Genomic DNA, 26,183 nt, shown 5'->3' with positions numbered 1-26,183 from the left:
ATCTTGACATTTTCTTGATATACCAATTATAAAGTTTACTATTATTCGTTTTGTTTGTCAATATAATTTACTTACTTTATACCTAGGCATTTTTCAAGCTTTCTCTTTACTCTTTGTAATGCATTATCAATTGATTTTGAATGCCTATCTAAGTCACAAGCAATCTCTTGATAAGACTTTCCATCTAAGTATGACATAAGCACTTCTAACTCTAAATCAGACAAAACTTTAGCAATTGCAGTCTCTATATCATCCATATGTTCCTTATTTATCAAAAGCTCCTCAGGATCTGAAATTTTTATTCCAGATAAAACATCTAATAATGTTCTTTCTGATTCTTCTTCGTAAATAGGTTTATTTAATGAAACATAAGTATTTAAAGGAATGTGTTTTTGTCTAGTTGCAGTTTTAATTGCAGTTATAATTTGTCTTGTTACACATAACTCTGCAAAAGCCCTAAATGAAGTTAATTTATCAGCTTTAAAGTCTCTTATCGCTTTATATAATCCTATCATGCCTTCTTGATATATATCTTCTCTATCTGCCCCTATTAAGAAATAAGATTTTGCTTTTGCCTTAACAAAATTTTCATATTTAGAAATTAAATACTCTTGAGCTCTAATATTTCCATTTTTAGCTTCCAATACAACTTCTTCATCTAATTTATCTTTAAACTCTAAAAACTCACCCAATATTCACTCTCAACTTTCTCATTATAATCACTATACATCCTATGTAAACAATTATAACTCAGTAAAAATATCTTAGTCAATTAAATTTACTCACTTCTTCTTATTTTTTCTAATTTTTTCAATATTTCCAAATCAATGTTATCACTAAGTATGTTTTTTTCAGAAATTTTACTTTTATTTTTTCTTTTTCTTATAGAATTCTCTATATCCAAAACATCATTGTAAAATTCTAAAGATGACATTCTTACAGCCCCTCTTTGGAAAATAGTTTGTTGTTCTAACCAATCAGATGTAACAACAATAACTTCATATTTTCGTCCTAATAAATTCACTTCTTTTTCTATATAGCTATCTGCTGTTTCTCCATCCTTAGTAAAAACTATTGATAAATTCTTATTTACTGTTTCTACTTTTTGAATACTACCTGATACTTTATGAGCATCAAAAACAATTATTACTTTGCAGTCATTATAAACCCCATAATTATGCATTGTGTCCACTAATGATCTTCTGGCACCATCAAAACTATAATTCTTTTTTATTTTTAAATCTGGCCAACTATTTATAACATTATATCCATCAACAAAAATAATTTTCACAATAGTTACCTCTTAATTCATTCTACTTTAAACGACCTTTTAATACTTCATACATAATTATACCACCTGCTACAGAAGCATTTAAAGAATTAATCTTGCCTACCATAGGTATTTTGATTAATTTATCACATTTTTTTAATGTCAATTTTGATATTCCTTTTCCCTCATTACCAATTATAATGGCACATGGACCACCAAAATCAGTTTCATAGCTATATTCTTCAGCTCTTATATCCGTTCCATAAACCCAAATTCCTCTTTCTTTTAATTCATCTATTACTGAATTTAAGTTTGTAACTCTAGCTACCTTTACATGTTCTATAGCTCCCACTGAAGATTTATATACCATTGTTGTTACTGATGCACTTCTTCTTTTAGGTATTATTATTCCATGAACTCCAAATAATTCTGCTGTTCTTATAATAGAGCCTAAATTATGAGGGTCTTCTACCTCATCTAGTATTACTATAAATGGTTTTTCACCTTTTTGTTCAGCTAATTCTAGAATATCTGACACCTCTGAATATTCATATGGAGTTACTCTTGCAATAACACCTTGATGAACTGCATTATTACACATGGAGTCTAATTTTCTTTTATCAACTTCTTTTATTAGTATCTTTTTGTCCTTTGCTTTTGATATTATCGCGTTTATTGATCCTTCTAATTTTGAATTAGATATGTAAAGAGTTTCTATAGTTCTCTCAGTTTTTAAAGCTTCTAAAACAGCATTTCTTCCGATTATTATATCTTCTCTTTCCTCAAAACCATTATCATATATATTATTATCAACTACTTTATTTTTATTGATTTCTCTTTTATTATCTTTCTTGTTTTCTCTTTTCTTACTTACTTTTGTGTTTTCTCTCATTCAATTACACCTCTTTTTCATTTAAAACTACAACACTTTTCTGTAACATAAATTCTAATCTTTCCTTATTTCCTATTAGATATAAATATCCTATTAATGCTTCAAATCCAGTTGCCATTCTATAATCCCTAACATCAGCATTTTTAGGAACTGTTGCAGATTTTGCATTTCTTCCCCTCTTGTATATTCTAAGTTCTTCTTCTGTTAAGTATTCTTCTAAATTGTGCATAATACTTGATTGTGCTTGAGCTTTTACGTAACTAATTGCTTTTCTATGAATTTTATTAGCACTTAAACCTTCATTTTCAGATAAAATATACGTTCTTATAAATACTTCATACACTCCATCTCCTATTATCGCCAATTGAAGAGGATTTAACATTCTTACATTTGCTTCACTAAATTCTCTTATTTTTAAATCATCTAACATAATTTATGCTCCTTTAAATAAGGGCTGCAATTTGCAGCCCTATCTAATTTAATTTATTTTTTTCCATCTAACACCTTGAGGTGTATCCTCTAAAACAATTCCTCTATCTTTTAAATCGTCTCTTATCTTATCAGCTAAAGCAAAATCTCTATTTTTTCTTGCATCCTGTCTTTTCTCTATTAGAGACTCTATTTCATCTTCTAAACTACCTTTAGTTGTTTTTTGAAGTAAACCTAATGGTGATCCTAATTCTCTTATAAGTTCTAATGCTTTATTAACTATTTCCTTAGATGAATTTACATTTATATTTGTATTAGTATCTTTGGTTAATTCAAATAAAACAGTAAGTGCATCTGCTGTATTAAAATCATCATCCATTTTTTCAATGTACTTTTCTCTATATTTATTTAATGAATCTAGATACTTAACTTCTTCTTCTCTCATATTTTCTATTGAAACTTCATCAATTAAGTTTTCTAAATTACTTATTGCATTATAAAGTCTTTCTACTGATGCTTTTGCTGAATCTAGCAAATCTTTACTAAAGTTTATTTGTAATCTATAATGAGCTGACATCATAAAAAACCTTACAACATCTGAATCATATTCCTTTAATATATCTCTAGCAGTAAAGAAATTATTCAAAGACTTAGACATCTTTTGGTTATTGACATTTACATATGCTGAGTGCATCCAATAATTCGCAAATGTCTTTCCTGTTAACGCTTCACTTTGAGCAACTTCATTTTCATGATGTGGAAATGTTAAATCCATACCACCTGCATGAATATCTATTGTATCACCCAATATTTTTTTTGCCATACATGAACATTCTATATGCCATCCTGGTCTTCCCACTCCCCAAGAACATTCCCAAGCTGGTTCTCCTGGTTTTTGAGCTTTCCATATAGCAAAATCCATAGGGTCTTTCTTTCTTTCATCCGCCACAGATGAAGTTCTATTACTTGCACCCATTTGTAAATCTTCTATACTTTGACCTGATAATTTACCATAATCATTGAATTTTTTAGTATTAAAATATACATCTCCTTCAACTTCATATGCATAGCCTTTTTTAATTAATTCTGCAACAAAATCAATAATATCCTGTATATATTCAGTCGCTCTAGGATTAACTGTGGCTCTTTCTATTTGAAGTTTGTCGGCATCTTCATAATACTCTTTTATATATTTATCTCCAATTTCTTTTACAGTTGTACCTTCTTCATTAGCTTTTTTTATCATCTTATCATCTATATCTGTAAAATTTTGAACAAATTTAACGTTATATCCTCTATACTCTAAATACCTTCTGATTGTATCAAATACTATAAATGTTCTTCCATTTCCTATATGAAAGAAATTATATACTGTTGGTCCACAAACATACATTTTGACCTCACCTGGAGTAATAGGGATAAATTCTTCTTTTTTTCTCGTTAAAGTATTAAATATCCTCATTAACTTTTTGCCTCCTATGTTATCTTAATTTTAGATTATTTTTCTCAAATTCTTCTCTTACTATTCGAGAAACCTCCTCTATTTTAACTACTTGCATATCACCAGTTCTAAGTTTAAATTCAACTTCTCCATCTACAATTTTCTTTCCTACTGTCACTCTCATAGGAATTCCCATTATTTCTGAATCTTTAAACTTAACTCCTGCTCTTTCATTTCTATCATCTAATAATGCTTCAACACCCATAGATTTTAAATCTTCATAAAGTTTATTAGCTATTTTTACTTGTTCTTCATCTTTAACATTTACAGCAATTATTGAAATATGATATGGAGCAACAGATAATGGCCAAACTATTCCATTTTCATCGTTATGTTGTTCAATTATAGATGCCATAGTTCTTGTAACACCTATTCCATAGCATCCCATTATAAATGGAGCTTCTTTTCCATTTTCAGCTATAAATTTAGCATCCATTGCTTCTGAGTACTTAGTTCCTAATTTAAAGATGTGACCAACTTCTGTTCCTCTAGAAATTGTAAGCTTTCCACCACATGTTGGGCATGTTTCTCCTTCTACTACATTTCTATAGTCTCCAACTGTTCCTTCAAAGTCACGTCCATAATTTACATTTTTAATGTGATATCCTGTTTCATTTGCTCCCGTTACAAAGTTATACATATTTTTAACTTCTTCATCTACTAATATTAAATCGGCCTTCATTCCTATTGGTCCAGCAAATCCAATACCGCAACCAGTTGAATTCATATATTCTTCATGAGAAGCCATTTCTATATCTCCTGATGCATGTGAAGCATTAGCTACTTTAACTTCATTAACTTCTCTATCTCCTCTTACAAATACAGCAACTATTTTTCCATCAACATTATATAATAAAGTTTTAACTGTTTTTTTAGGAGATATATTTAAGAATTCTGATACTTCATCTATTCCTCTGCTATCTGGAGTAGACACTTTTTCAACTTCCATTAAGTCTTCTTTTTCTACTTCTTCTAATCTAGCAGTTGCTTTTTCAATATTAGCTGCATAATCACATTGAGTACAAAAAACAATATCGTCTTCTCCAACTTCTGACTTAACCATAAATTCTGCTGAATTTGATCCTCCGATTGCTCCTGAATCTGCTTCAACACATTTTGCATCTAATCCACATCTATTAAAAATTTTAACATATGCTTCATACATTTTATTATATGAAAGATCTAATCCTTGTTGATCCTTATCAAAGCTATAAGCATCTTTCATGACAAATTCTCTTGATCTCATAACACCAAATCTAGGTCTACGTTCATCTCTATATTTTGTTTGAATTTGATATAAATTAACTGGTAATTGCTTATAAGATTTAATTTCATTTTTAGCTATATCAGTAAATACTTCCTCATGTGTAGGTCCTAAACAAAAATCTCTTTCATTTCTATCTTTAACTCTAAACATTTCAGCACCATAAGCGTCCCATCTACCTGATGATTGCCATAATTCCGCCGGAATCATAGCTGAAGCTAAAAATTCTTGAGCTCCTGCTTCATTCATTTCTTCTCTTATTATATCTTCAACTTTTTTTAATGCTTTAAGACCTAATGGCATATAATTATATATTCCTGATGCCATTTTTCTTATCATTCCTGATCTAAGCATAAGCTTATGGCTATCAATTTCTGCTTCTGCTGGAACTTCTCTTAGTGTAGATATTAACATGTTAGACATTTTCATAGTTAAATTTCCTCCAAATATATTATTTTTTTATATTTAAAGTGGCTTTAAATATATAAAAAAAGTCCACCCTATATCTTAGGGCGAACTTATAATCGCGGTACCACCTAAATTTGTTCTCTAATAATGATAACGGTATTAAACCGATAGTTTTTACCTATTACTCCGAAGCTGGTTCAAAATCTATTGAAAATCTTACAGCCAAGGATTTTCTCTCTTAAAGACGATTTTTACTATTCTTCATCAAAGCTTATATATATTTTTACAATCAACTTAATTTATTATAACTTTTTGTAATTTGACTGTCAATATATTATATATAAGCTACTTATTTGCTAAATATTCACCAATAATAAGGTCTTCAGGAGTAGTAATTTTTATATTTGTATATTCACCCTCATATATATAAACCTTATTTCCAAAATACTCTACAACCATAGTATCATCTGTAATTTTAACATCTTCATTTTTTATTTTTTTATGACAATCATATATTAAATCATATTTGAATGCTTGAGGTGTTTGCACAGATACTAAATCACTTCTATTCGGTGTTTTAAGTGAAAATCTACTACTATCTATAATTTTTATTGTATCTTTTGGCATAACTCCTGGTGCTGCTGCACCATACTCTTCTGCATATTTTATAGCATTTTCTATTAGTTTCTCTGATACAAAAGGTCTTACTCCATCATGAATTAACACAATATCTGACCCTTTTGCTTTAATTAATCCATTATATACAGAATCGTAACGTTCATTTCCTCCAGCAACAATTTTATTAATTTTTAAAGAATGTTTCTCTAATATCTCCTTCTCACAATAATCCATTTCGTGGGATGGCACTACCAATATAATATTATCTACTAATTTACAATCTAAAAAACTTTTAATGGTGTAATAAAGAATGGGCTTACCATTCAAATTAAGATATTGCTTACTTTGAACAGTGCCCATTCTTTTACCTTTTCCACCAGCTACTACTATTGCACTAACCATATAGAAAAGCTCCTTTTCTTAGTTATCTTTTGGTTTGGCAAATATCATTCTTCCAGCAGCAGTTTGTAAAACTGATGTAACTATAACAGTAATTGTTTGACCGATGTATTTTTTACCGCCCTCTACAACTATCATAGTGCCATCGTCTAAATATCCTACGCCTTGGGTTGATTCTTTACCATCTTTAATCATATCTACATGCATTTCTTCCCCTGGTAAAACTACTGACTTTATCGCATTTGATAATTCATTTATATTTAACACAGGTACTCCTTGAAATTCTGCAACTTTATTTAAATTATAATCGTTAGTTATTACTTTTCCGTTTAATGTTTGAGCAAGTTTTAATAATTTACTATCTACTTCACTTATTTTAGGAAAATCGCCTTCCCAAATTTGTGTTTCAATTGAAAGTTCTTTTTGTATCCTATTTAATATATCTAATCCTCTTCTTCCTCTATTTCTCTTTAAAGAATCTGAAGAATCTGATATATGTCTTAATTCATCTAAGACAAAATTAGGAATTACTAAAGGACCTTCTATAAAACCTGTTTCACAAATATCAAATATTCTACCATCAATTATAACCGATGTATCTAACACTTTTGCTACACCTTTTACATGATTACTTTTTGCTTTCTTTTCTTTACCTGTATTTTTCTTTATATTAGAAATTAATGCTATTATATCATCTTTTTTCTTAACTAATATATCTGCACCTATTATCGCTGATATTATATTTAAAAATATAAATAACATAGGTCCAAACTTATCATCTATTCCATTTATTGGCTTTGCAATAAAGCTCATTAATATTAGAGCTATAATAGCTCCCAATGCTCCACAAATAATTTCAATTAATGTAAGTTTTTGAATATTCTTTTCTATATATTCAACCAAATTAAAAATAGCTTTATAAATAATTGGAGATACAACATACAATATAATTCCAAATAACAATGATATAATAGTTATAAATACTATAGAACCTGTTAATGTAGATAAATATTTCAATTCCTTAATATTAGGTATGTCTAATAAAGATTTACCTACAATATAACCAACTAATAAACCTATAGCTGAAAAAATTCCCTTTATAATCTTTTTTAACAAATATCTCACCCCTTCCTAAATTCTTACAACAATACACATTAATTCATTCCTATATATTAACTGTTATTAATTATATCACACTATATATATATCTAAAATGAATAATTTATTAAGTTTAGTTAAATACTCCCCCTATCAATTAATATAATTCTTCTGTATTATATACATGTATTCCAAATCTTAATCCCATATTGATAAAATAGTCTAAAAATATTTATAATTACTTTATTTATAATTACTTAAAGTAAAATTAAATTATATCAAGGAGTTGAGGCGTATGAAGGATATAATATTTGATGATTTTCAAAACTCTGTAAGTGATTCTTTGTTAAGACATAAAAGTATCTTAGACATACTTACTAAATATAGTGAATCTAGTTCGAGAGTTAATAGAGCAGTTGCAAAATCTGTCACAAATTGCGGCTGCATAAATATTAATGCTTCTAAACAAAATTCATTAAATGAAGATAAATCTATTGACGACTTATCTACCTACTTAGCTTCTCACTTAAGTGGTGAGCTTTGTGAAAATTGTCGTGAAATTATAGAAAAAGAGATTGGTAATAATCTTTTCTATCTTACTTCTTTATGCAATAATTTAGATATAAATTTATATGACGTTTTGCTTAAAGAATACAATAAAATAAATACACTTGGAAAATTTACTTTTAGATAATAAAAAAATCGGTTTACCTTTTATATGGTAATACCGATTTTCTATTTTTTATATCTTTTTATTTAAGAGAATTTGTTCTTTTATTCTTTTTAATCCATCTTTAATTGCCTTTGCTCTTGCTTCACCTATTCCCTCAACAATATCAAGCTCATCGATATCAGCCTCTATAACATTATTTAATTCTTTAAATTCTTTAATTAGATTTTCTATTACATTTGATGGTATTCTAGGAACTTTGCTTAATATTCTATATCCTTTAGCTGATATAAGTGTATCTACAAGTGAATCACCTATATGACCTAGAACTCTTGCAATTGAATCTAAATCTAAAAGTTCAGTTGCACTTAATTTTTGTATTTGCTCATATACCTCGTTATGTTCTTCTTCATCTTTGCAATAATCTCTAATTAATAATATTCCATCTCTTTCAATATGCTTAACAAGTTCATTAAGCTGCATTGATATAAGTCTACCTTCATTACCTAACTCTAAAATATACATGTTTATTTCTTCTACTATTCTCATAACCATTTCAGTTCTTTGAATTGCAGTAACAACATCAAATAAAGTTGTTAAATCTTGAAACTCTAAAAGATTTAAGTTGTTAATTACTCTTTCTAGAACTGAAACATACTTTTCTAAAGTTTGAATAGCTTGATTAGCTCTAGCCAAAATTACGCTGCTATCTCTTAAAACATATTTTATGTCACCTTTATATACAGTTATTATATTTCTTCTTTGAGATATAGCAATAACTATATTATTAGTTTGCTTGGCTATTCTATGTGCAGTTCTATGCCTAGTACCAGTTTCATGTGTTACAATTGAAGGATCTGGTATAAGCTGAGCATTAGCACACACAATTTTTTTTAAATCTTCACTAATTACTATTGCCCCATCCATTTTAGCTAATTCATAAACATATGATGGACTATAATCAGAATTAAGAGTAAATCCGCCATCTACTGTATCCATTACTTCTTTATTATCTCCAATTACAATTAGTCCACCTGTTTTAGCTCTAAGGATATTTTCAAGTCCTTCCCGTAGTTGAGTGCCTGGGCACATAATTTTTAAAGTATCTTTTATTTTCATTCCCTTTTCTAATCTCATACACTCACCTGTTCTTCTCAAAATATCTTATTTATTGCTTCTATTAAATGTCTAATGCCTATTACTTTTATATCGTCTGTTTTTATTTTATCTAAATTTCTTTCAGGAATTATTACATTCTTAAATCCGAGTTTTTCAGCTTCTTTTACTAATCTTTCAGCTGATGATATTGGTCTTATTTCTCCAGTTAATCCAACTTCTCCTACCATTAATGTTTTATCCAATTTAAACTCTTTAGATTTTGCACTAGATATTAATGCTAATGCTAATCCTAAATCTGCAGATGTTCCATCTATATTAAGTCCACCTACTACATTTACATACACATCTTTATTATAGAAAAATACCTTTAGTTTTTTTTCTAAAACTGCTAATATTAAACTTAATCTTTGATTGTCAATTCCAACAGCTGTTCTTCTCGGCATTGGAGCTTTAGTTTCACTTACTAATGCCTGAATTTCTATTAAGATAGGTCTAGTACCTTCCATAACTCCAACAACCACAGAACCTTCTTGATTAGCGCTAGTATCTTCTAAAAATATTTTTGATGGATCAAATACTTCTACCAAACCTTCTTGTTGCATTTCAAATACGCCTATTTCACTAGTCGTTCCAAAACGATTCTTCATGGTTCTTAAAATTCTATATTCTTCTGTTCTTTCACCTTCAAAATATAAAACCGTATCAACCATATGCTCTAAAACTCTTGGACCTGCTAATTCACCTTGTTTAGTTACATGTGCAACTAGGAAGAATGGTATATTTTTACCTTTACACATTCTCATAATAGTATTTGAACATTCCTTTACTTGAGATACACTACCTGGTGCTGAAGAAACACTTTCTTTAAATACAGTTTGAATTGAATCTATTATAACAAAATTAGGGTTAATTTGTTCTATATATATTGAAATAGCATCTAAATTTGTTTCAGATATTATAAACAAATTTTCACTATTTACACCTAGTCTGTCTCCTCTAATCTTTATTTGTTCTTCTGATTCTTCTCCAGAGACATACAGAACTTTGCCATATTTTATAGCTATGTTATTTGCAGTTTGTAACAGCAATGTAGATTTTCCTATTCCAGGATCTCCTGAAATTAAAGTTAAAGAACCTTTAACTAATCCGCCACCTAAAACTCTGTTAAGTTCTTTTATTCCTGTATCATATCTTTCTTTTTCTCCAGATTTTATATCTCTTATATTTTTAGGCTGGTTATTTTGTACTATGTTATTAGCTTTTAATGAAGTTACTACTTTACTATCATCTTTTATCTCTTCATTAAAAGTATTCCAGTTATTACATGATGGACATTTTCCCAACCATTTAGGAGCTTCATATCCACATTGTTGACATATATATGTAGATTTTATTTTAGCCATACAAATTCCTTTCTTATTTTAAGATTCAATCACTATATTCATTAATAATTTTATAATAACATAAATTTTAATATTAATTATAACTTTTAAATAAAATTATAATTAACAATTTTAATAAACTACTATTATTAATTATATCATCCAAATTTGGTAATTAAATTTATCATTATATTTAAACTAAAATTTTTTATCAATTTAAAATCCTATTTTGTATAAATAATGAATTCATTACAAAAACTATTTATATAATTTAAGGAGATGATAATATGATAACTAAAGATTCTTTTAATAATGTTATAGTTCCTTCAAAAAATATATTAAGAGATAATGAAGAGCATGTTTTTCAACACAATTTTAACAATACATACTCTCAAAATGAATTTTCTAATTTAGTTTTAAACTCTAATTTAGAAAATAATAATATAATAAAGTAATTGCTATATTATTTCTTAAGTATTATAATATTTTAAATAATATTTATTATTAGTTAAGGAGTGTTATTATGGTAAAAGTTTATACTACAGATTCTTGTCCGTGGTGTGTTAAAGTTAAAAATTATTTAAAATCAAAGAGCGTTGATTTTGAAGAACTAAATGTTCAAGAAGATATGATTGCTAGAGAAGATATGGTTAAAAAATCTAAACAAATGGGCGTACCAGTATTAGATATAAATGATACTATTATCATTGGATTTGATAAACCATCTATAGATAAAGCCCTAAATAAATAAATTTATATTAATAAATATGCAAAAGACTTGGTAATACATAAATAATTGTATTTTCCAAGTCTTTATTCTTTTAAATTATAACTTTTTCTCATTCTAACGATTTACATAATCATCTATTTGTTTTTTATCAAATCCTACTATTATATTTCCCGATATATCTATTACTGGTACACTTCTTTGACCTGATGCTTTAAATACTTCTTCTCTATCCTCATGTTTATCTGCAACATTTATTTCTTCATATTTTAATCCTTTTAAGTCAAAATATCTCTTTGCTTTTATACAAGCAGGGCACCATGATGTTGAATAAATTTTTATCATATTATTATTTCTCCTTTTGTGCTATGTATTTTTCAGCATTTAATAAAGCTATTGTTCCATCTGAAACCGCTGTAGTTATTTGTCTATATTTCTTTTCACGTACATCACCGACAGCGTATACACCAGCTATCTTAGTTTCCATATCCTCATTTGTAATTATGTACCCATAATCATTTAATTTTAAATATTTCTCTAATCCATTTGTTTTAGGCTCTGTTCCAATATATCCAAAAATAGCATCAAGTTTTAACTTACTTAATTCACCTGTATTTTTATTCTTAATAGTTACTTCTTCTAAAAAGTTATTACCACTTAAATGAACTAAATCCTCATTAAATAAAACCTCTATTTTAGGATGATTTAACACTTCTTCTATTAAAGATTTTTCTCCATTAAAATAATCATGTCTTCTAATCACAAAAACTTTTTCAGCAAATTTAGTTAAAAATATCGCTTCTTCTAAAGCCGAATTTCCACCACCTACCACTCCAACTCTTTTTCCCTCATACATAGCACCATCACAAACTGCACAATAATGAACACCTTTGCCTTCATACTTTGCTTCCTCTGAAACTGGTAGTTTTTTAGGTGAAGCTCCTGTTGCAATTATTATAGCCTTAGGTTTATATATGTAACTTTCAGTTTCTACTATCTTCTCATCATCAGATAATACTATATTTTCTATTAAATCAAATTCGTCTATAGTTACTCCTAATGATTCAACTTGTTTTTGAAAAACATCTGCTAAATCTGCTCCTGATATTTTTTCAAATCCAGGATAATTTTCAATAGTATAGCTGTTTCTTACTTGACCACCTATTATTCTTTCTTCTAAAACTATCATATCTAACTTTGCTCTACCGCCATAAATGCCTGCAGCTAATCCTGCTGGACCTGCACCAATTACTATTAAATCTATTTCTTTTTCTTGTTTAGTCATAAATTCACCTCTTATCTTTAAATAAACTTATATCTAGCATAAGCTTATTTAAAACTCTATAAGTTAATTATTCCCTTGTAATAATTATTATATTTATAATTTTATCATATAATTTCCAATTAATAAATACTATTAACAAATAAATATTATTTTATTCAATCCAGCTTTACTTATGCATATATCAACACTTTTCCTAAGATATAAGCAAATAAAAAATTATCTTAAAAATACCAATAATGCACCTAAACACATTAAAGTTATTTTAAGATAACTTTTTAAACTATTAATCTAGCTTTGTAAAAACTAAATTATCTTTTGATTCATTTACTTTAATTCTATCTCCAATTTTTATATTGCCTAAAAGTATCTCTTCACTTAATTTATCTTCTACTTCTTTAGTAATAATTCTTCTTAACGGTCTTGCTCCATAATTTAAATCAATTCTTTTATTAATCAAGAATTTTTTACTATCTTTTTCAAAGTTTAAGTGTATATTTTTATTTTCAAGTCTTTTAGTAATAGATTTTAACATTAAATCAACTATATCTAAAAGATCATCTTCTTTTAATTTATGGAATACTATTGTATCATCTATTCTATTTAAGAATTCTGGTTTAAAGCTTCTCTTTAATTCTTCTAAAACATTGTCTTTCATCTTTTCATATTCTGAATTTTTATCAATACTTGTATTAAATCCAATTGCTTTTTGTTTTTTTATTTGATGTGCTCCCACATTAGAAGTCATTATAACTATTGTATTTTTAAAATTAACTACTTTTCCATGAGAATCTGTAAGTCTTCCATCTTCCATAATTTGAAGTAATATATTAAATACATCTTGATGAGCCTTTTCAATTTCATCTAAAAGCACCACTGAATAAGGTTTTCTTCTGACTGCTTCTGTTAATTGACCTCCATCATCATATCCTACATATCCTGGAGGTGAACCTATTAATTTAGAAACTGAATTACTTTCCATATATTCAGACATATCTATTCTTATTATACTATTTTCATCTCCAAACATAGCTTCAGCCAATGCTTTTGAAAGTTCTGTTTTACCAACACCTGTAGGTCCTAAAAATATAAATGTTCCAATTGGTCTATTAGGATCTTTTATTCCAACTCTAGCTCTTCTTACCGCCTTAGCTATAGATTCAACTGCTTCAGTTTGACCTATAACTCTTTTTTGTAATATATCTTCAAGTTTTAGTAATCTTTCGCTTTCTTTTTCTGTAAGTTTTTTAGCAGGTATTTTAGTCCAAGCTGATACAACTTCTGCTATATCTTCTTCATCTACATTTAATGATTTATTAGAATTTTTATCACTCCACTCTTTTCTAAGTGCTTCTAATTCTTCTTTTAAGCTATTTTCAATATCTCTCATATTTGCTGCTTTTTCAAAATCTTGAACTCTAATACATTCTTCTTTTTCCTTAGTTGTTTCTTTTATTTTATCTTCCATTGATTTTAAATTAGTAGGTGGAATTAAATTTTTTATTCTAACTTTAGCTGATGCCTCATCAATCAAATCAATAGCTTTATCTGGCATAAATCTATCTGTAACATATCTATCAGATAACTCAACAGCGGCATCTAATGCTTTATCTGTAATGTTAACATTGTGATGTTCTTCATACTTTTCTCTTAATCCCCTTAATATTATTAGTGTTTCATCTTTTGATGGCTCACCAACATTAACAGGTTGAAATCTTCTTTCTAAAGCAGAATCTTTTTCTATATGTTTTCTATATTCATTGATAGTTGTTGCACCTATACATTGAATCTCTCCTCTAGAAAGTGCTGGCTTTAATATATTAGAAGCATCTATTGCTCCTTCAGCTGCTCCTGCACCTATTATTGTATGAATTTCATCTATAAATATTATGATGCTTTTATCTTTTTCTATTTCTGACATTACCTTTTTCAATCTATCTTCAAATTCACCTCTATATTTAGCACCTGCAAGTAATGCAGTTAAATCAAGTGAAACTATTCTCTTATCCCTTAATATTTCAGGAATATTACCCTCTACAATTCTTTGAGCTAACCCTTCAATTACTGCTGTTTTTCCTACTCCTGGTTCGCCTATTAAGCAAGGATTATTTTTTATTCTCCTACATAATATTTCTAAAACTCTTTGATTTTCTAAATCTCTTCCAATAACAGGATCTAACACACCATCTCTTGCAAACTGTGTTAAATCTCTTCCGTATTTATCCAACATAGGAGTTTTTGTTTTTTCTGATCTTGGAGATTTAATTTCTTGATTTTCATCTACATACTGACCATTTAGAAATATAAATAATTTATCTTTTATTTCTTTAAAATCTAATTTTAAATTTTTTAATATGGTATAGGCCATGCCTTCTTCTTGATTAAGCAATGCCATTAACATATGTTCTGGACTAACATTTTTATGACTAAATTTTTTAGCCTCTATAAAGCTTTCATCAAGAAGTCTTTTTGCCCTAGGTGTTAATAATATATCATCTTCAGGCATTTGTAATTCACCATAGCCTAAATATCTACTTATCATATCTCTTACTATTTCTGAATCAATACCAAATTCATTTAATATCTTAGATTGATGTCCTTTTTCTTTTACTAAACCCAATAATAAATGTTCTGTACCTACATAACCATGCTTAAATTCTTGTGATTCAATTTGTGCTTCTAATATTATTGATTGAGTTCTCTCTGTAAATTTATTAAAATCCATACTCAAAAAATCCCTCCCTTATATTCTTATTTAAGTTTGAGCTAATATTGATCTTACAAATTTAGCTCTTTCATAGTTAAGCTCCTTATTTAAAAGTTTTCTTTTTAAATAGTTCTGAAGTGATGAATCTCTAGTATATACTAATAATTTATTTAACTTATTTTTGGGAATATCTAATAAAGATAATTCAACTCCAAATCTCACACTAGATAATAATTCAGCACACTCTTTTTCACTTAGTAAAATAGCTGAAGTTAAAATTCCATATGCTCTAAATACTTTATCTTCTATATCATATTTACACTTTGTTAATAAAACTTCTCTAAATTTCTTTTCTTCTGAAATAACATTTAACACTGCACCTTTTAGGTTATCAATTATCTCTTCTTCAGTTAGTCCTAATGTAACCTGATTAGATATTTTGTACATATTTCCATAGGATTTATTTCCTTCTTCATATATGCCTTTCATATTCATACCTATTTGAGTTAGTCCTTTGCTAAAATTACTTATTTCATCATTAAAATTTAAAGCTGGCAAATGAATATTAACAGATGCTCTCATTCCTGTTCCTAAATTAGTAGGGGATGTAGTTAAATACCCTAAATTTTCATCGAATGCATAATGAACTCGTTTTTCTATTTTATCATCAAGTTTTGTGATATTATCAAATGCAGTCTCTAAATCAAATCCTGCCGTTATGCATTCTAGCTTTAAGTGATCATCCTCATTTATCATAATACTTAAAGTTTCTTTACTATTTAAAACAAATGCTGTTTTATCTTTATTCTTTATTAATTCTTTACTTATTAATTGCTTATCTAAATAACTATTTATTAGTTCTTTGTCTTCATTCCACAAATGATAAATACAAGATTCATCTTCAAGTTCACTTTTCACAATTTGATAAATAAATTCTGCATTTTCTCTTGCTTCTATTTCATTTAATTTATTGGAAAAAGGTTTTTCTTTTAAATTTCTAGATAAAGAAATATTACTATTTATAACTATATCTTCTTTGTTGCATTCTTCATTAATCCAGTTTCTCATTACCTTTTTCCTCCTTAACTAAAAACACTTTATTATCTTTACTATTAATAAATATAAATTCTTCTAATTCTTTAATTTCATCTCTTAATACAGCTGCATTTTCATATTCTTCTAATTTAATAGCATTTTGTAAATCTTGCTTTAACCTTATTATCTTTTTTCTTTTAATTAAAGACTCTCCATCAAATTTTGGAATTTTCCCAACATGTTTTACATTCCCATGAATTCTTTTTACAATAGGTTTTATATATTCAGAAAAAACACTATAACACTCACTACAACCTAATTTTCCTGTCTTCTCAAACTCAGAATAATTCATTTTACATTTAGGACAAACAAGTTCCTTTGGCTTTGTTTTTTTATCACCAAGATTATTTAAAAATCCAGTTAATATATTTTCAAATTGTAATCCACCAATTTCATTTAAAGAATTTATAAATGGTATATCTGATATATCTTTAGCACAAGATTCACATAACCAAATTTCATTTTTTTCTCCATTTACTATTTTAACTAAATTAATTTTAGCTTCATTCTTTTGACATTTTTCACATAACATATAATCCCCACCTCTTAAGATAAAATAACCATAATCATTGCTTTAAAAATATCTGCTCTTATTTTATTTCTATTTTCAACTGAAATTAAAGTTCTATCGTTTATAGCTATTTTCATCAATTCACTTTCTTTTTCTGTAATAATATCCGATTCAAATAAGTTATCTATTATATTTACAGCATTATGATATGTTATTGTATTACCTATGCTTTGATTTATTATCTCCTCTCTTCTGCTGGAACTATCGTTGTCTAATTGCTTTATAATAATATGGCCACCGCCACCACGTTTGCTTTCAATTAAATAACCTTTATTATAAGTAAATCTAGTTGTTAAAACATAGTTTATTTGTGATGGTGCACATCTAAATTGATCAGCTAATTCATTTCTCTGTATTAGGACCATATTCTCTCCACTATCATTAAACATTTCTTTTATAAATTCTTCAATTATATCTGAAAGTTTTGCCATAAGTTCACCTACCTAAACATCAGTTTATATTTTTGTTTTTGACTTACTTTGACTTTGTAGTTATTATACTATAATTATATTATAATTTAAAACACTATAATTTATTTTATTAAAATCTGAATAAAACTTTACTAAATGTTAAACATATTTAATATACAAATTTATATTTTTTTCAAAAGGAATTTATATTATGAAATTAACTTGGTATGGACACTCTTGTTTTTTAATAACAAGTAATAATGGTAAAAGAATCTTAATAGATCCATTTGATGATTCTATAGGATATAATAACGATTTTCTTCACTCTGATATTATAGTAATAAGTCATAATCATTTTGATCATTCATTTTTAAAAGAAAATGATAGTAATGTAAAAATTATTAATACTACTGGGGTTTTTGATTTTGATTTCATTCATATAGAAGGATTTTCTTCATTTCATGATAAATATAATGGATTAAAAAGAGGACCTAATATAATATATACTTTTACATTAGATAAGTTGAAAATTTGTCATTTAGGAGACTTAGGACATATCCCCTTAGATTTGATTTCTACTAAATTAGAAAATATAGATATTTTGCTTGTTCCAATAGGAGGACACTTCACTTTAAATGGTAGTGAAGGGGCTAAAATAAGTAAATTGATTTCTCCAAAATATATAATACCCATTCATTATAAAACTTTTAAATCTATGCTTTATTTAGATGATCCTAAAAATTTTTTAATATCTATGGATAATGTTGAAAAAATAAACTCTAATGCATTAACTAGTGATAATTTAAAACTTTATAAAGAAAACTCTGTTTTATTATTATCACCACCTTGAGTATGATTTTATATAAAAAAAAAGATCGTCTATAGACGATCTTTTCTACTATTCTTGAACTGGAGCACCAACTGGGCAAACATTAGCACAGTTACCGCAATCGATACAAGTATCTGCATCAATAACGTAGTATGCATCTCCTTGGCTTATAGCATCAACTGGACATTCTCCAGCACATGCTCCACAGCTTACACATGAATCATTAATTACAAATGCCATTAAAAAACACCTCCTAAAATTGTATGATAATTAACCATCTACAATTTTATCATGTATTTTAATGTTTTAAAAGTATTTTGTGATAAAAGTGTCAATTTCATAATCTATTATATGGGCAATTTATGAAATTTTTCCCCATATTTCTCTAATTTTCTTCTTTAATCAACTCTTTTATCAATTTTTTATCCTCTTCAGATTCAATTTCTAATTTTATATCTGAATTATCTATTGATCCTTCATAACTTCCAGATATTAATCTAACATCCTCTATTTTATATATATCAATTACTTCTTCGTCTCCACGTTTTAATTTCACTTTTACACTTTCTTTTACTGTTAAATTACCTATTACTTCACCTTTTCCATCAATAGTTTCAACTATCGATCCAACTTTAGGAAGTCTTCTTCTAATATCTTCATAAGTGCTTTGTTCATAATTTAAGCAACACATAAGTCTTCCACATATACCTGATATTTTAGTTGGATTTAAAGAAAGGTTTTGTTCTTTAGCCATTTTAATAGATACGGATGCAAAGTCTCCTAAAAAAGTGGAACAACACATTGGTCTTCCACAAGGTCCTAGACCGCCTATCATTTTAGCTTCATCTCTTACACCGATTTGTCTTAATTCTATTCTAGTTTTAAATATAGTAGCTAAATCTTTAACTAATTCTCTAAAATCCACTCTTCCATCGGCTGTAAAATAGAATATAACTTTATGATTATCAAATGTATATTCTACATCTATTAATTTCATTTTCAGTCCATGTTCTTGTATCTTTTTTAAACATATTTCTAAAGCTTCATTTTCTCTGCTCTTATTATCCTTATGTTTTTGAATATCTTTTTCATCAGCTATTCTTATAACTTCTTTTAAAGGTGATACTATTTCATCTTCTGATATCTCTTTTATTCCTATGACACATTGGCCAAATTCTATTCCTCTAGCAGTTTCAACTATTACATAATTTTCTTTTTTAACAGCAAAGTTTACTGGATCAAAATAATAAATTTTTCCCGCTTTTTTAAACCTTACTCCAATAACTTTTATCATCAATTATACCTCCGCAAATCCCATAAGCAATACTGTTATGGTCATTGAATAATTAGTGTTATTATTTAAACTAATTCTTGCTTCTTTTATGTATTCTAACATAGAATTAAGCTTTTTATAAGACATTCTCATTGATATGTCTCTTATTTCTTTAAGTTTATCAAAATTTACAACTAAATCATTAGAATCTAATTCCTTTAAAAACATAATATCTCTTATATATGAAATTAATATATTTAAAACTTCACTTTGTTTATCTTTATAAGTAGCTAATACCTCTTTATATTTTAAAACAAAATTGTCTTTATTATTTTCTAAATCACATAATAATTCTAATAATATATTTCTTAAATCATTTAATTTATCATCTTCTATAAATTTTTCAACTTTTCCTGGAATACCTTGACTATATGCTAAAGCTGCTTTTTTATTTTCTATGCTTATTTCGGAATATTTATACTCTATATACTTATTAATATCTTCTTTAGATAATGGTGTTAACTTATAGGTTTGACAACGTGATTTTATAGTATCTAAAATTAATTCCAGTGATTCACTAAGAAGTATTAAATGCACTCCCACAGGAGGCTCTTCTATAGTTTTTAACAATGCATTTTGGGCTTGAATAGTCATCTTTTCACACTTATGAAGTATTAAAACTTTTTTATCACTTTCAAAAGGTTTCTTAGATACTTCCTCTATAATATTTCTTATATCATCTACTCCAAATGAAGAAGATAAAGGGTAATAATTTATAATATCTACAAATTCCTTATCACCCTTTAATCCTAATATACCATTTGCAAGATAATTTGCAACTAAACTTTTTCCAATCCCATCATCACCAATAATTAAATTAGCATGAGAAAAAGTATTACTTCTTTTCCTTAGATTAAATCCATTAATAATTCTTTCATGACCAATAATTTCTCTCAATGCTATTCTCCTTATATTTTTATAAATTTATCAACATCTACAACAAATATAGTTGCACCACCTACAGTAATTTGCATAGGGCATTGTTGAACATATCCACCCTCATTACTACTTAAAGGTGTTGGGGCTATTACTGTTTCTTTTCTTTTTTTACATATTTCTTTAATTACATCCAGTGCTTGGTCAATCTTCTCTTCTTCCACTCCAACCATTAAAGTAGTGTTACCTGCTTTTAAAAATCCACCCGTAGTAGCTAGTTTAGTTACTCTAAAATCATTGTCTGTTAATGAATCTAACACATCTATTGCATCTTCATCTTGTACTATAGCAATAACTAATTTCATTTACTATCCACCTCTAATTCATATTATTCTTGATATCATTTTACCATAAATATGTACTTAGATTATATAAATAAATATTTCTATTTTTAATTTATAAAATATTAATTTAAATTACTATATATATTTTTTAACCTTTTTATAAATTTCTTCATGAATTTCTTCTATTGTCTTTAATTTATCTCCGTCATTACATTTTATTTTATTCCAATTATATCTATCTGCTATTTCTAAAGAATTATAATAAGATTTAGCTAAATAATCTTTATTATTTTCATGTATGTCTTTTTCTTTCTCACCTGTAAATTTATTATTTCTATCTTTCATTAATTTTTGACTTATTTCAGGTAGAACATCTAAAAACATTACACAGTCTGGAATAGGAAGTTTATATAAATTAAATTCTAAATCATATAACCAATTCAAGTACTTGTTCTTTTCCTTATCATCCATTTTCACTGCTTGATGTACCATGTTAGATGTTGTATATCTATCAGAGATAATTATTCCACCATTATTATAAAATTCTTTCCATTCTATATTATATGAAGCAAATCTATCAATAGCAAAAAATGTTGATGCTACATATGCATTTACATCCTCAGGTTTGCTTCCAAATTCACCACTCAAATACATTTTAACTGGCATACAAGCCGGACTATCATAATTAGGATATGTTACTTTTCTTATATTATATCCTTCTCCTAATAATCTCTCATATAATTTCTTAGCTTGAGTTGCCTTCCCTGAAGCATCTGATCCGCTCTCTATTATAATTAATTTACCTTTTGTCATAATGAATTTCCCCCATAATAATTAATTTCTTAATTTCTATATAAACTCTAAATTGAAAATTATATTTTGATGTAATTTTCTAAAATCTTTCCAAAATAAAAATAGCTATATAATTAAATATAGCTATTAATAAATCTTAATAAAGTAAAAATCTAATTTTATTTTTTAAATAAAATATTTTTAACTTTTTCTTTAAAGTAATGATATTTAGGATTTACAACGCTAATATTTGTAAGTTCACATTCACAATTAGAACATATTTTTTCTCCTTTTAATATTATACCACTACCTTCTTTTTTGCCACATAAAAAACATACTTTATTCTCCAAAATTCTTTACCCCCTAATATATCTTTTAGCTTAATTATTTCCATATATAATTTTTTTAATCTTAAATATGCTTATATATTTTTCTTTTAATTTTAATAAACAAATATTTTTTTTATAATTGGAAAAAATAATATCAAATAATAATTTGGAGGGTTGTATTATGAAGCAAGAAATAATTTCATTTCTGTCAACTTGTGATAAAGAACTTAATGATTTAAGTTCTTATTTATATAATAATCCTGAAGAAAGTTATACTGAAATTAAATCTGCAAAATATATTTGTAATTTACTAAATAAGCATAATTTTAAGGTTAATGAAGATTTTTTAGATATATCTAATTCTTTTATGTGTAGAAAAGGTAATGGCTATCCTAAAATATGTTTTTTAAGCGAATATGATGCTGTTAAAGATTATGGACATCTCACAGGACATAATGCTTTAAGTACAATATCAATAGGAGCTGCATTAGCATTAGGTAGTGTCATAAATAAAATAGGTGGCTCTGTTATCGTAATAGGTTGTCCAGGCGAATACTTAGGTGGAACTAAAGCTGTTATGACTAGACAAGGTGTTTTTGATGATATAGATGTAGTAATGCTTGCTCATCCTGATGTATTGACAAATGAAAGTGGAACATCTTCAGCAATAATTCCATTAAGCATACAATATAAAGGAAAAGATGGCTTAACTTTTTTAAATCAAAATACTTATACCGCACTAGATGCAGTATTATTAAATTTAAACATATTAAATTCTCTTAAAAAAGGATTTCCTAAAGATTTAGAAATAAATTCAATTTTATCTAAAGGAGGATATACTCCTTTACTATTACCTGCTGAAGCAGAATCTAAATTTTATATTAGAAGTAACGATTATAAAACCGCTGAATGGGCTGATAATAAGCTTAGAACTATAGCAAAATATATTTCTGAATTAACAAATTTAGAATATACCACTTCTTTATATGAACCATCAAATAAAGAATTAATAACTAATAGAACTCTTAATAGATTATTTAGTCACAATCTAAAAGAAAATGGAATAATAGATATTGGAAAGCCACGTGATATATATGCAGGATTAAGTTTAGGTGATGTTAGTCATAAAGTTCCTTGCATACATCCTTATATCTGCATAACCGATGATCCTAACATTAAATATGGAACAAAAGATTTTGCTAAAGCTACTCAGTCAGAATTTGCACTTAAGCAATGTAAAAATGCAGCATTAGCACTGGCATTTACAGGAATGGATTTAATTCAAAATGAAAATCTTCTTAATGAAGTAAAAAATGATTTCTTTAATAATAAAAATATATAAATAAAGGTACTCTAACAGAGTACCTTTATTTATATATTAAACACATTTATTTCTTGTAAATTAAATATTAAGATTTAATCTTCTTATAAGTTTATCACTTGGATTAAAGCTAAATTTATAATAAACATTCTCTCTTTTGTATACACAACAATATTTCTTCGTATTAATTATTCCACAAGAATAATTGCCCTTACTCTTTACAATATATTCTTTAGTTATGTAATTACTTTTCCCGATATACACGATATCAGCTAAATTTATACTTTCTAAGTTTTTTTCATTATTATGAAAAATTTTATTAATAATAAGCTTGTTCGCTATGATCGAATACTTATATGATATTCTGCATTTCATTATCTCAAAGAATATTATACTTAAAGTTAAAAATACAATGGTCATATTATAGAACTTAACGAGCATTATATTTTTTATACCTAAAACACTTATTCCTTGATATAAATACAACATTGCTGTAATTATAAGTAATACTATCGCTATAACAGGTGCCTTCTTTCTTATGACTACCTCTTTATGCATTAATATTTTCCCCCATACTTTAAATATTTAAAATAACATTATGATTATACTAAGCTTTTCAATATAAAGCTATATTTAAATAACGCTATATTCCTTTATATTCTCTATAAATATTAGAATACTATTAATTGTGGGTTTTTAATTACATGTTTTCTATGTTTTAATACGATTTTCAAATTTTAATAGCTACTTTCTCTTTTTAATTTATTATTATAGTATATTCGTAATATCTTTATTATAATAGTATAATAGTATAATAATATATTTGGAGGTGATTTTATTGATTCAAATTTATAAAAGTCAGAGTGAATTCGATTCAAGTTTAAAACCTATTGATAATATTGAAAATGGTTGTTGGATAAACATAGTAGCTCCATCTGAAGAAGAACTAATTCTTGTATCAAAGAAAACTGGAATTTCCATTGATTTCTTAAAAGCAGCACTAGATGATGAAGAAACATCCAGAATTGATATTGAGGATGATGCTATATTAGTTATAGTCGATATACCATTCACAGAAATGGAAGAAAATTCTTTAACATATGACACTTATCCATTAGCTATAATACATACTAACAAACTGTTAGTTACTATATGTTTAAAAAACAGTAAAATTATAACTGACTTTGCTAATGCTAGAATAAAATCATTTTTTACATTTAAAAAATCGAGATTTATATTACAGATATTAAATAGAATATCTACTTATTACTTACTTTACTTAAGACAAATAGATAAAAAAAGTTTAATGATTGAAAAAAGATTACATAAGTCTATGAAAAATAGAGAACTTATTCAACTTCATTCATTAGAAAAATCTCTTGTATATTTCTCAACTTCATTAAAAGCTAATGAGATAACATTAGAAAAAATGTTAAAGTTAGAAATGATGCAAAAATATGAGGAAGATAAAGATGTTTTAGAAGATGTTATCATTGAAAATAAGCAAGCTATAGAAATGACAGAAATATATAGCAATATTTTGGCTAGTACAATGGACTTCTTTGCTTCAGTTATATCAAATAACTTAAATATAGTTATGAAGGTATTAGCGTCTGTAACTATACTTATGGCAATTCCTACTATTATAAGTGGAATATTTGGTATGAATGTTATGTTACCTTTATCCGATGATAATCCTCATGCATTCTCAATAGTTATGATGTTAACATTCGGAATATGTTTCATAGTAGCATTTATTTTATATAAAAAAGATATGTTTAATTAAGATAAATCCTATATTTATAGACATTTTTTATTGCCTATTTAGTATAGGTTCTTTTTTATCTATATTATTCTTAAAGTATAGTTAACACAATATACTAATTCCCATTCTATATAGTCTCTTTTTTATAATCTAAATATTTTTCTATAAATTATCCACATAAAAATATATTTTATATACATTTTGTAAGTAAATTGTTGATAACTTTGTTTATAATTTTATTTTTGTGGATAATTTTTTTGTTTTTTATTTTTTAAGCGCAAAAAAAACCTTGAATCAAATAATTCAAGGTTTTAATGGAGGCGCCACCCAGATTTGAACTGGGGATAAAGGTTTTGCAGACCTCTGCCTTACCACTTGGCTATAGCGCCATGGTGGCTCGAACTGGAATCGAACCAGTGACACGAGGATTTTCAGTCCTCTGCTCTACCGACTGAGCTATCGAGCCATTCATACCTGGCAACGTCCTAATCTCCCACACAGTCTCCCGTGCAGTACCTTCGGCGCTATGGATCTTAACTTTCCTGTTCGGAATGGGTAGGAGTGTTACTTCCATGCCATCATCACCAGATTATTCTGAAAGATTATTCTTTCAAAATTACACATAAATTGTATATAACAATTATTTATTGGTCAAGCCCTCGACCTATTAGTATCAGTCAGCTAAATATGTTGCCACACTTACACCTCTGACCTATCAACCTTGTAGTCTTCAAGGGGTCTTACTAGCTTAC

General features: G+C 27.0%; 29 protein-coding genes, 2 tRNA genes, 2 rRNA genes and 1 other annotated feature. Of the genes, 6 read left to right on the top strand and 27 right to left on the bottom strand.

All coding sequences use genetic code 11. The features are described from left to right. Positions 1-71: 71 nt before the first annotated feature. The 8 genes from sigH to NG901_RS12045 form a co-directional block, all read right to left on the bottom strand. Positions 72-692 carry an RNA polymerase sporulation sigma factor SigH gene (sigH, locus tag NG901_RS12080; protein ID WP_252214966.1) on the bottom strand — a complete coding sequence of 207 codons (621 nt, stop codon included), beginning with the start codon at positions 690-692 and terminating at the stop codon, positions 72-74. Between the two features lie 86 nt (positions 693-778). Then, a complete protein-coding gene (locus NG901_RS12075; protein ID WP_252214963.1) occupies positions 779-1,291 on the bottom strand; it encodes an NYN domain-containing protein in 513 nt (170 codons plus the stop codon). 22 nt (positions 1,292-1,313) lie between these two features. Continuing rightward, positions 1,314-2,162 (bottom strand): 23S rRNA (guanosine(2251)-2'-O)-methyltransferase RlmB, encoded by an 849-nt coding sequence (gene rlmB, locus NG901_RS12070; protein WP_252214959.1) that lies wholly within the window; start codon positions 2,160-2,162, stop codon positions 1,314-1,316. 4 nt (positions 2,163-2,166) lie between these two features. Further along, positions 2,167-2,592, bottom strand: coding sequence for a Mini-ribonuclease 3 (locus NG901_RS12065; RefSeq protein WP_252214956.1), 426 nt, complete (start codon positions 2,590-2,592; stop codon positions 2,167-2,169). Between the two features lie 48 nt (positions 2,593-2,640). Continuing rightward, positions 2,641-4,053 (bottom strand): cysteine--tRNA ligase, encoded by a 1,413-nt coding sequence (gene cysS, locus NG901_RS12060; protein WP_252214954.1) that lies wholly within the window; start codon positions 4,051-4,053, stop codon positions 2,641-2,643. 19 nt (positions 4,054-4,072) lie between these two features. Continuing rightward, complete coding sequence (locus tag NG901_RS12055; RefSeq protein ID WP_252214952.1) at positions 4,073-5,785, bottom strand: proline--tRNA ligase; 1,713 nt, start codon at positions 5,783-5,785, stop codon at positions 4,073-4,075. A gap of 76 nt (positions 5,786-5,861) precedes the next feature. After that, positions 5,862-6,041, bottom strand: a binding site (T-box leader). A gap of 68 nt (positions 6,042-6,109) precedes the next feature. Next, complete coding sequence (ispD, locus tag NG901_RS12050; protein WP_252214949.1) at positions 6,110-6,784, bottom strand: 2-C-methyl-D-erythritol 4-phosphate cytidylyltransferase; 675 nt, start codon at positions 6,782-6,784, stop codon at positions 6,110-6,112. Positions 6,785-6,802: 18 nt separating this feature from the next. After that, positions 6,803-7,897, bottom strand: a complete 1,095-nt coding sequence (locus tag NG901_RS12045; protein ID WP_252214947.1) for a PIN/TRAM domain-containing protein — start codon at positions 7,895-7,897, stop codon at positions 6,803-6,805. Positions 7,898-8,174: 277 nt separating this feature from the next. On the opposite strand from NG901_RS12045, the gene NG901_RS12040 reads away from it, so the two are divergent. Beyond that, the gene (locus NG901_RS12040) at positions 8,175-8,573 is read left to right on the top strand and encodes a nucleoside triphosphate pyrophosphohydrolase family protein (protein WP_252214945.1); all 399 of its coding nucleotides are present in this window, start codon (positions 8,175-8,177) and stop codon (positions 8,571-8,573) included. Between the two features lie 48 nt (positions 8,574-8,621). Here the strand turns inward: NG901_RS12040 and disA are convergent, their stop codons facing one another. Both disA and radA read right to left on the bottom strand, forming a co-directional pair. After that, entirely contained in the window at positions 8,622-9,686 is a 1,065-nt protein-coding gene (gene disA / locus NG901_RS12035; RefSeq protein ID WP_252214943.1) for a DNA integrity scanning diadenylate cyclase DisA, read from the bottom strand. A gap of 17 nt (positions 9,687-9,703) precedes the next feature. After that, on the bottom strand, positions 9,704-11,071 hold the full coding sequence (gene radA, locus NG901_RS12030; RefSeq protein ID WP_252214940.1) for a DNA repair protein RadA: 1,368 nt from the start codon (positions 11,069-11,071) through the stop codon (positions 9,704-9,706). A 266-nt stretch (positions 11,072-11,337) separates the two neighbouring features. Between radA and NG901_RS12025 the strand changes: the two genes are divergently transcribed. Further along, entirely contained in the window at positions 11,338-11,505 is a 168-nt protein-coding gene (locus NG901_RS12025; RefSeq protein ID WP_252214937.1) for a hypothetical protein, read from the top strand. A gap of 68 nt (positions 11,506-11,573) precedes the next feature. Further along, positions 11,574-11,801: a glutaredoxin family protein gene (locus NG901_RS12020; RefSeq protein ID WP_252214934.1), complete on the top strand. Its 228-nt coding sequence runs from the start codon at positions 11,574-11,576 to the stop codon at positions 11,799-11,801. Positions 11,802-11,894: 93 nt separating this feature from the next. Here NG901_RS12020 and NG901_RS12015 read toward each other — a convergent pair whose 3' ends face one another. The 6 genes from NG901_RS12015 to NG901_RS11990 all read right to left on the bottom strand — a co-directional run bounded on the left by NG901_RS12015 (position 11,895) and on the right by NG901_RS11990 (position 17,863). Further along, the gene (locus NG901_RS12015) at positions 11,895-12,122 is read right to left on the bottom strand and encodes a glutaredoxin domain-containing protein (protein WP_252214931.1); all 228 of its coding nucleotides are present in this window, start codon (positions 12,120-12,122) and stop codon (positions 11,895-11,897) included. Between the two features lie 4 nt (positions 12,123-12,126). Continuing rightward, positions 12,127-13,062, bottom strand: a complete 936-nt coding sequence (locus tag NG901_RS12010) for an NAD(P)/FAD-dependent oxidoreductase (RefSeq protein WP_252214929.1) — start codon at positions 13,060-13,062, stop codon at positions 12,127-12,129. 283 nt (positions 13,063-13,345) lie between these two features. After that, complete coding sequence (locus NG901_RS12005) at positions 13,346-15,784, bottom strand: ATP-dependent Clp protease ATP-binding subunit (protein WP_252214927.1); 2,439 nt, start codon at positions 15,782-15,784, stop codon at positions 13,346-13,348. Positions 15,785-15,814: 30 nt separating this feature from the next. Beyond that, positions 15,815-16,834 carry a protein arginine kinase gene (locus tag NG901_RS12000; protein WP_252214925.1) on the bottom strand — a complete coding sequence of 340 codons (1,020 nt, stop codon included), beginning with the start codon at positions 16,832-16,834 and terminating at the stop codon, positions 15,815-15,817. Beyond that, the gene (locus tag NG901_RS11995; protein ID WP_252214922.1) at positions 16,818-17,393 is read right to left on the bottom strand and encodes a UvrB/UvrC motif-containing protein; all 576 of its coding nucleotides are present in this window, start codon (positions 17,391-17,393) and stop codon (positions 16,818-16,820) included. The genes NG901_RS12000 and NG901_RS11995 overlap by 17 nt, the downstream gene beginning before the upstream one ends. 14 nt (positions 17,394-17,407) lie before the next feature. Beyond that, positions 17,408-17,863 carry a CtsR family transcriptional regulator gene (locus tag NG901_RS11990; protein ID WP_252214920.1) on the bottom strand — a complete coding sequence of 152 codons (456 nt, stop codon included), beginning with the start codon at positions 17,861-17,863 and terminating at the stop codon, positions 17,408-17,410. 190 nt (positions 17,864-18,053) lie between these two features. Between NG901_RS11990 and NG901_RS11985 the strand changes: the two genes are divergently transcribed. After that, complete coding sequence (locus NG901_RS11985; RefSeq protein ID WP_252214918.1) at positions 18,054-18,692, top strand: MBL fold metallo-hydrolase; 639 nt, start codon at positions 18,054-18,056, stop codon at positions 18,690-18,692. A gap of 48 nt (positions 18,693-18,740) precedes the next feature. Here NG901_RS11985 and fdxA read toward each other — a convergent pair whose 3' ends face one another. The 6 genes from fdxA to NG901_RS11955 form a co-directional block, all read right to left on the bottom strand. Further along, positions 18,741-18,911, bottom strand: a complete 171-nt coding sequence (gene fdxA / locus NG901_RS11980; RefSeq protein ID WP_003369634.1) for a 4Fe-4S ferredoxin — start codon at positions 18,909-18,911, stop codon at positions 18,741-18,743. A gap of 145 nt (positions 18,912-19,056) precedes the next feature. Then, positions 19,057-19,965, bottom strand: a complete 909-nt coding sequence (locus NG901_RS11975; RefSeq protein ID WP_252214915.1) for a PSP1 domain-containing protein — start codon at positions 19,963-19,965, stop codon at positions 19,057-19,059. A gap of 3 nt (positions 19,966-19,968) precedes the next feature. Beyond that, the gene (locus tag NG901_RS11970; protein ID WP_252214912.1) at positions 19,969-20,901 is read right to left on the bottom strand and encodes a DNA polymerase III subunit delta'; all 933 of its coding nucleotides are present in this window, start codon (positions 20,899-20,901) and stop codon (positions 19,969-19,971) included. Between the two features lie 11 nt (positions 20,902-20,912). Next, positions 20,913-21,245 (bottom strand): cyclic-di-AMP receptor, encoded by a 333-nt coding sequence (locus NG901_RS11965; RefSeq protein WP_252214909.1) that lies wholly within the window; start codon positions 21,243-21,245, stop codon positions 20,913-20,915. A 114-nt stretch (positions 21,246-21,359) separates the two neighbouring features. Then, positions 21,360-22,037, bottom strand: coding sequence for a dTMP kinase (locus NG901_RS11960; RefSeq protein ID WP_252214906.1), 678 nt, complete (start codon positions 22,035-22,037; stop codon positions 21,360-21,362). Positions 22,038-22,195: 158 nt separating this feature from the next. Beyond that, on the bottom strand, positions 22,196-22,366 hold the full coding sequence (locus NG901_RS11955; RefSeq protein ID WP_252214901.1) for a sigma factor G inhibitor Gin: 171 nt from the start codon (positions 22,364-22,366) through the stop codon (positions 22,196-22,198). Between the two features lie 160 nt (positions 22,367-22,526). Here NG901_RS11955 and NG901_RS11950 point away from each other — a divergent pair, with 160 nt between their 5' ends. Further along, positions 22,527-23,687, top strand: a complete 1,161-nt coding sequence (locus NG901_RS11950) for a zinc-binding metallopeptidase family protein (protein WP_252214899.1) — start codon at positions 22,527-22,529, stop codon at positions 23,685-23,687. 60 nt (positions 23,688-23,747) lie between these two features. Here the strand turns inward: NG901_RS11950 and NG901_RS11945 are convergent, their stop codons facing one another. After that, positions 23,748-24,224 (bottom strand): DUF6106 family protein, encoded by a 477-nt coding sequence (locus tag NG901_RS11945; RefSeq protein WP_252214897.1) that lies wholly within the window; start codon positions 24,222-24,224, stop codon positions 23,748-23,750. A gap of 280 nt (positions 24,225-24,504) precedes the next feature. Between NG901_RS11945 and NG901_RS11940 the strand changes: the two genes are divergently transcribed. After that, on the top strand, positions 24,505-25,452 hold the full coding sequence (locus NG901_RS11940; RefSeq protein ID WP_252214895.1) for a magnesium transporter CorA family protein: 948 nt from the start codon (positions 24,505-24,507) through the stop codon (positions 25,450-25,452). A gap of 294 nt (positions 25,453-25,746) precedes the next feature. Here NG901_RS11940 and NG901_RS11935 read toward each other — a convergent pair. From NG901_RS11935 to NG901_RS11920, 4 genes are all read right to left on the bottom strand, one after another. Next, positions 25,747-25,820 (bottom strand) — tRNA-Cys (locus tag NG901_RS11935). A gap of 1 nt (position 25,821) precedes the next feature. Further along, positions 25,822-25,897: transfer RNA gene (locus tag NG901_RS11930), tRNA-Phe, on the bottom strand. Between the two features lie 6 nt (positions 25,898-25,903). Further along, positions 25,904-26,020, bottom strand: a 5S ribosomal RNA gene (rrf, locus tag NG901_RS11925). A 58-nt stretch (positions 26,021-26,078) separates the two neighbouring features. Then, positions 26,079-26,183, bottom strand: a 23S ribosomal RNA gene (locus NG901_RS11920); the annotation flags it as partial.

Source organism: Clostridium sp. CMCC3677 (assembly GCF_023845585.1).
In the GTDB taxonomy this organism is placed as follows: Bacteria; Bacillota; Clostridia; order Clostridiales; family Clostridiaceae; genus Clostridium; species Clostridium aquiflavi.
Note: the sequence above shows the minus strand (reverse complement) of the source record. Positions and strands in the feature narration are given on the sequence as shown.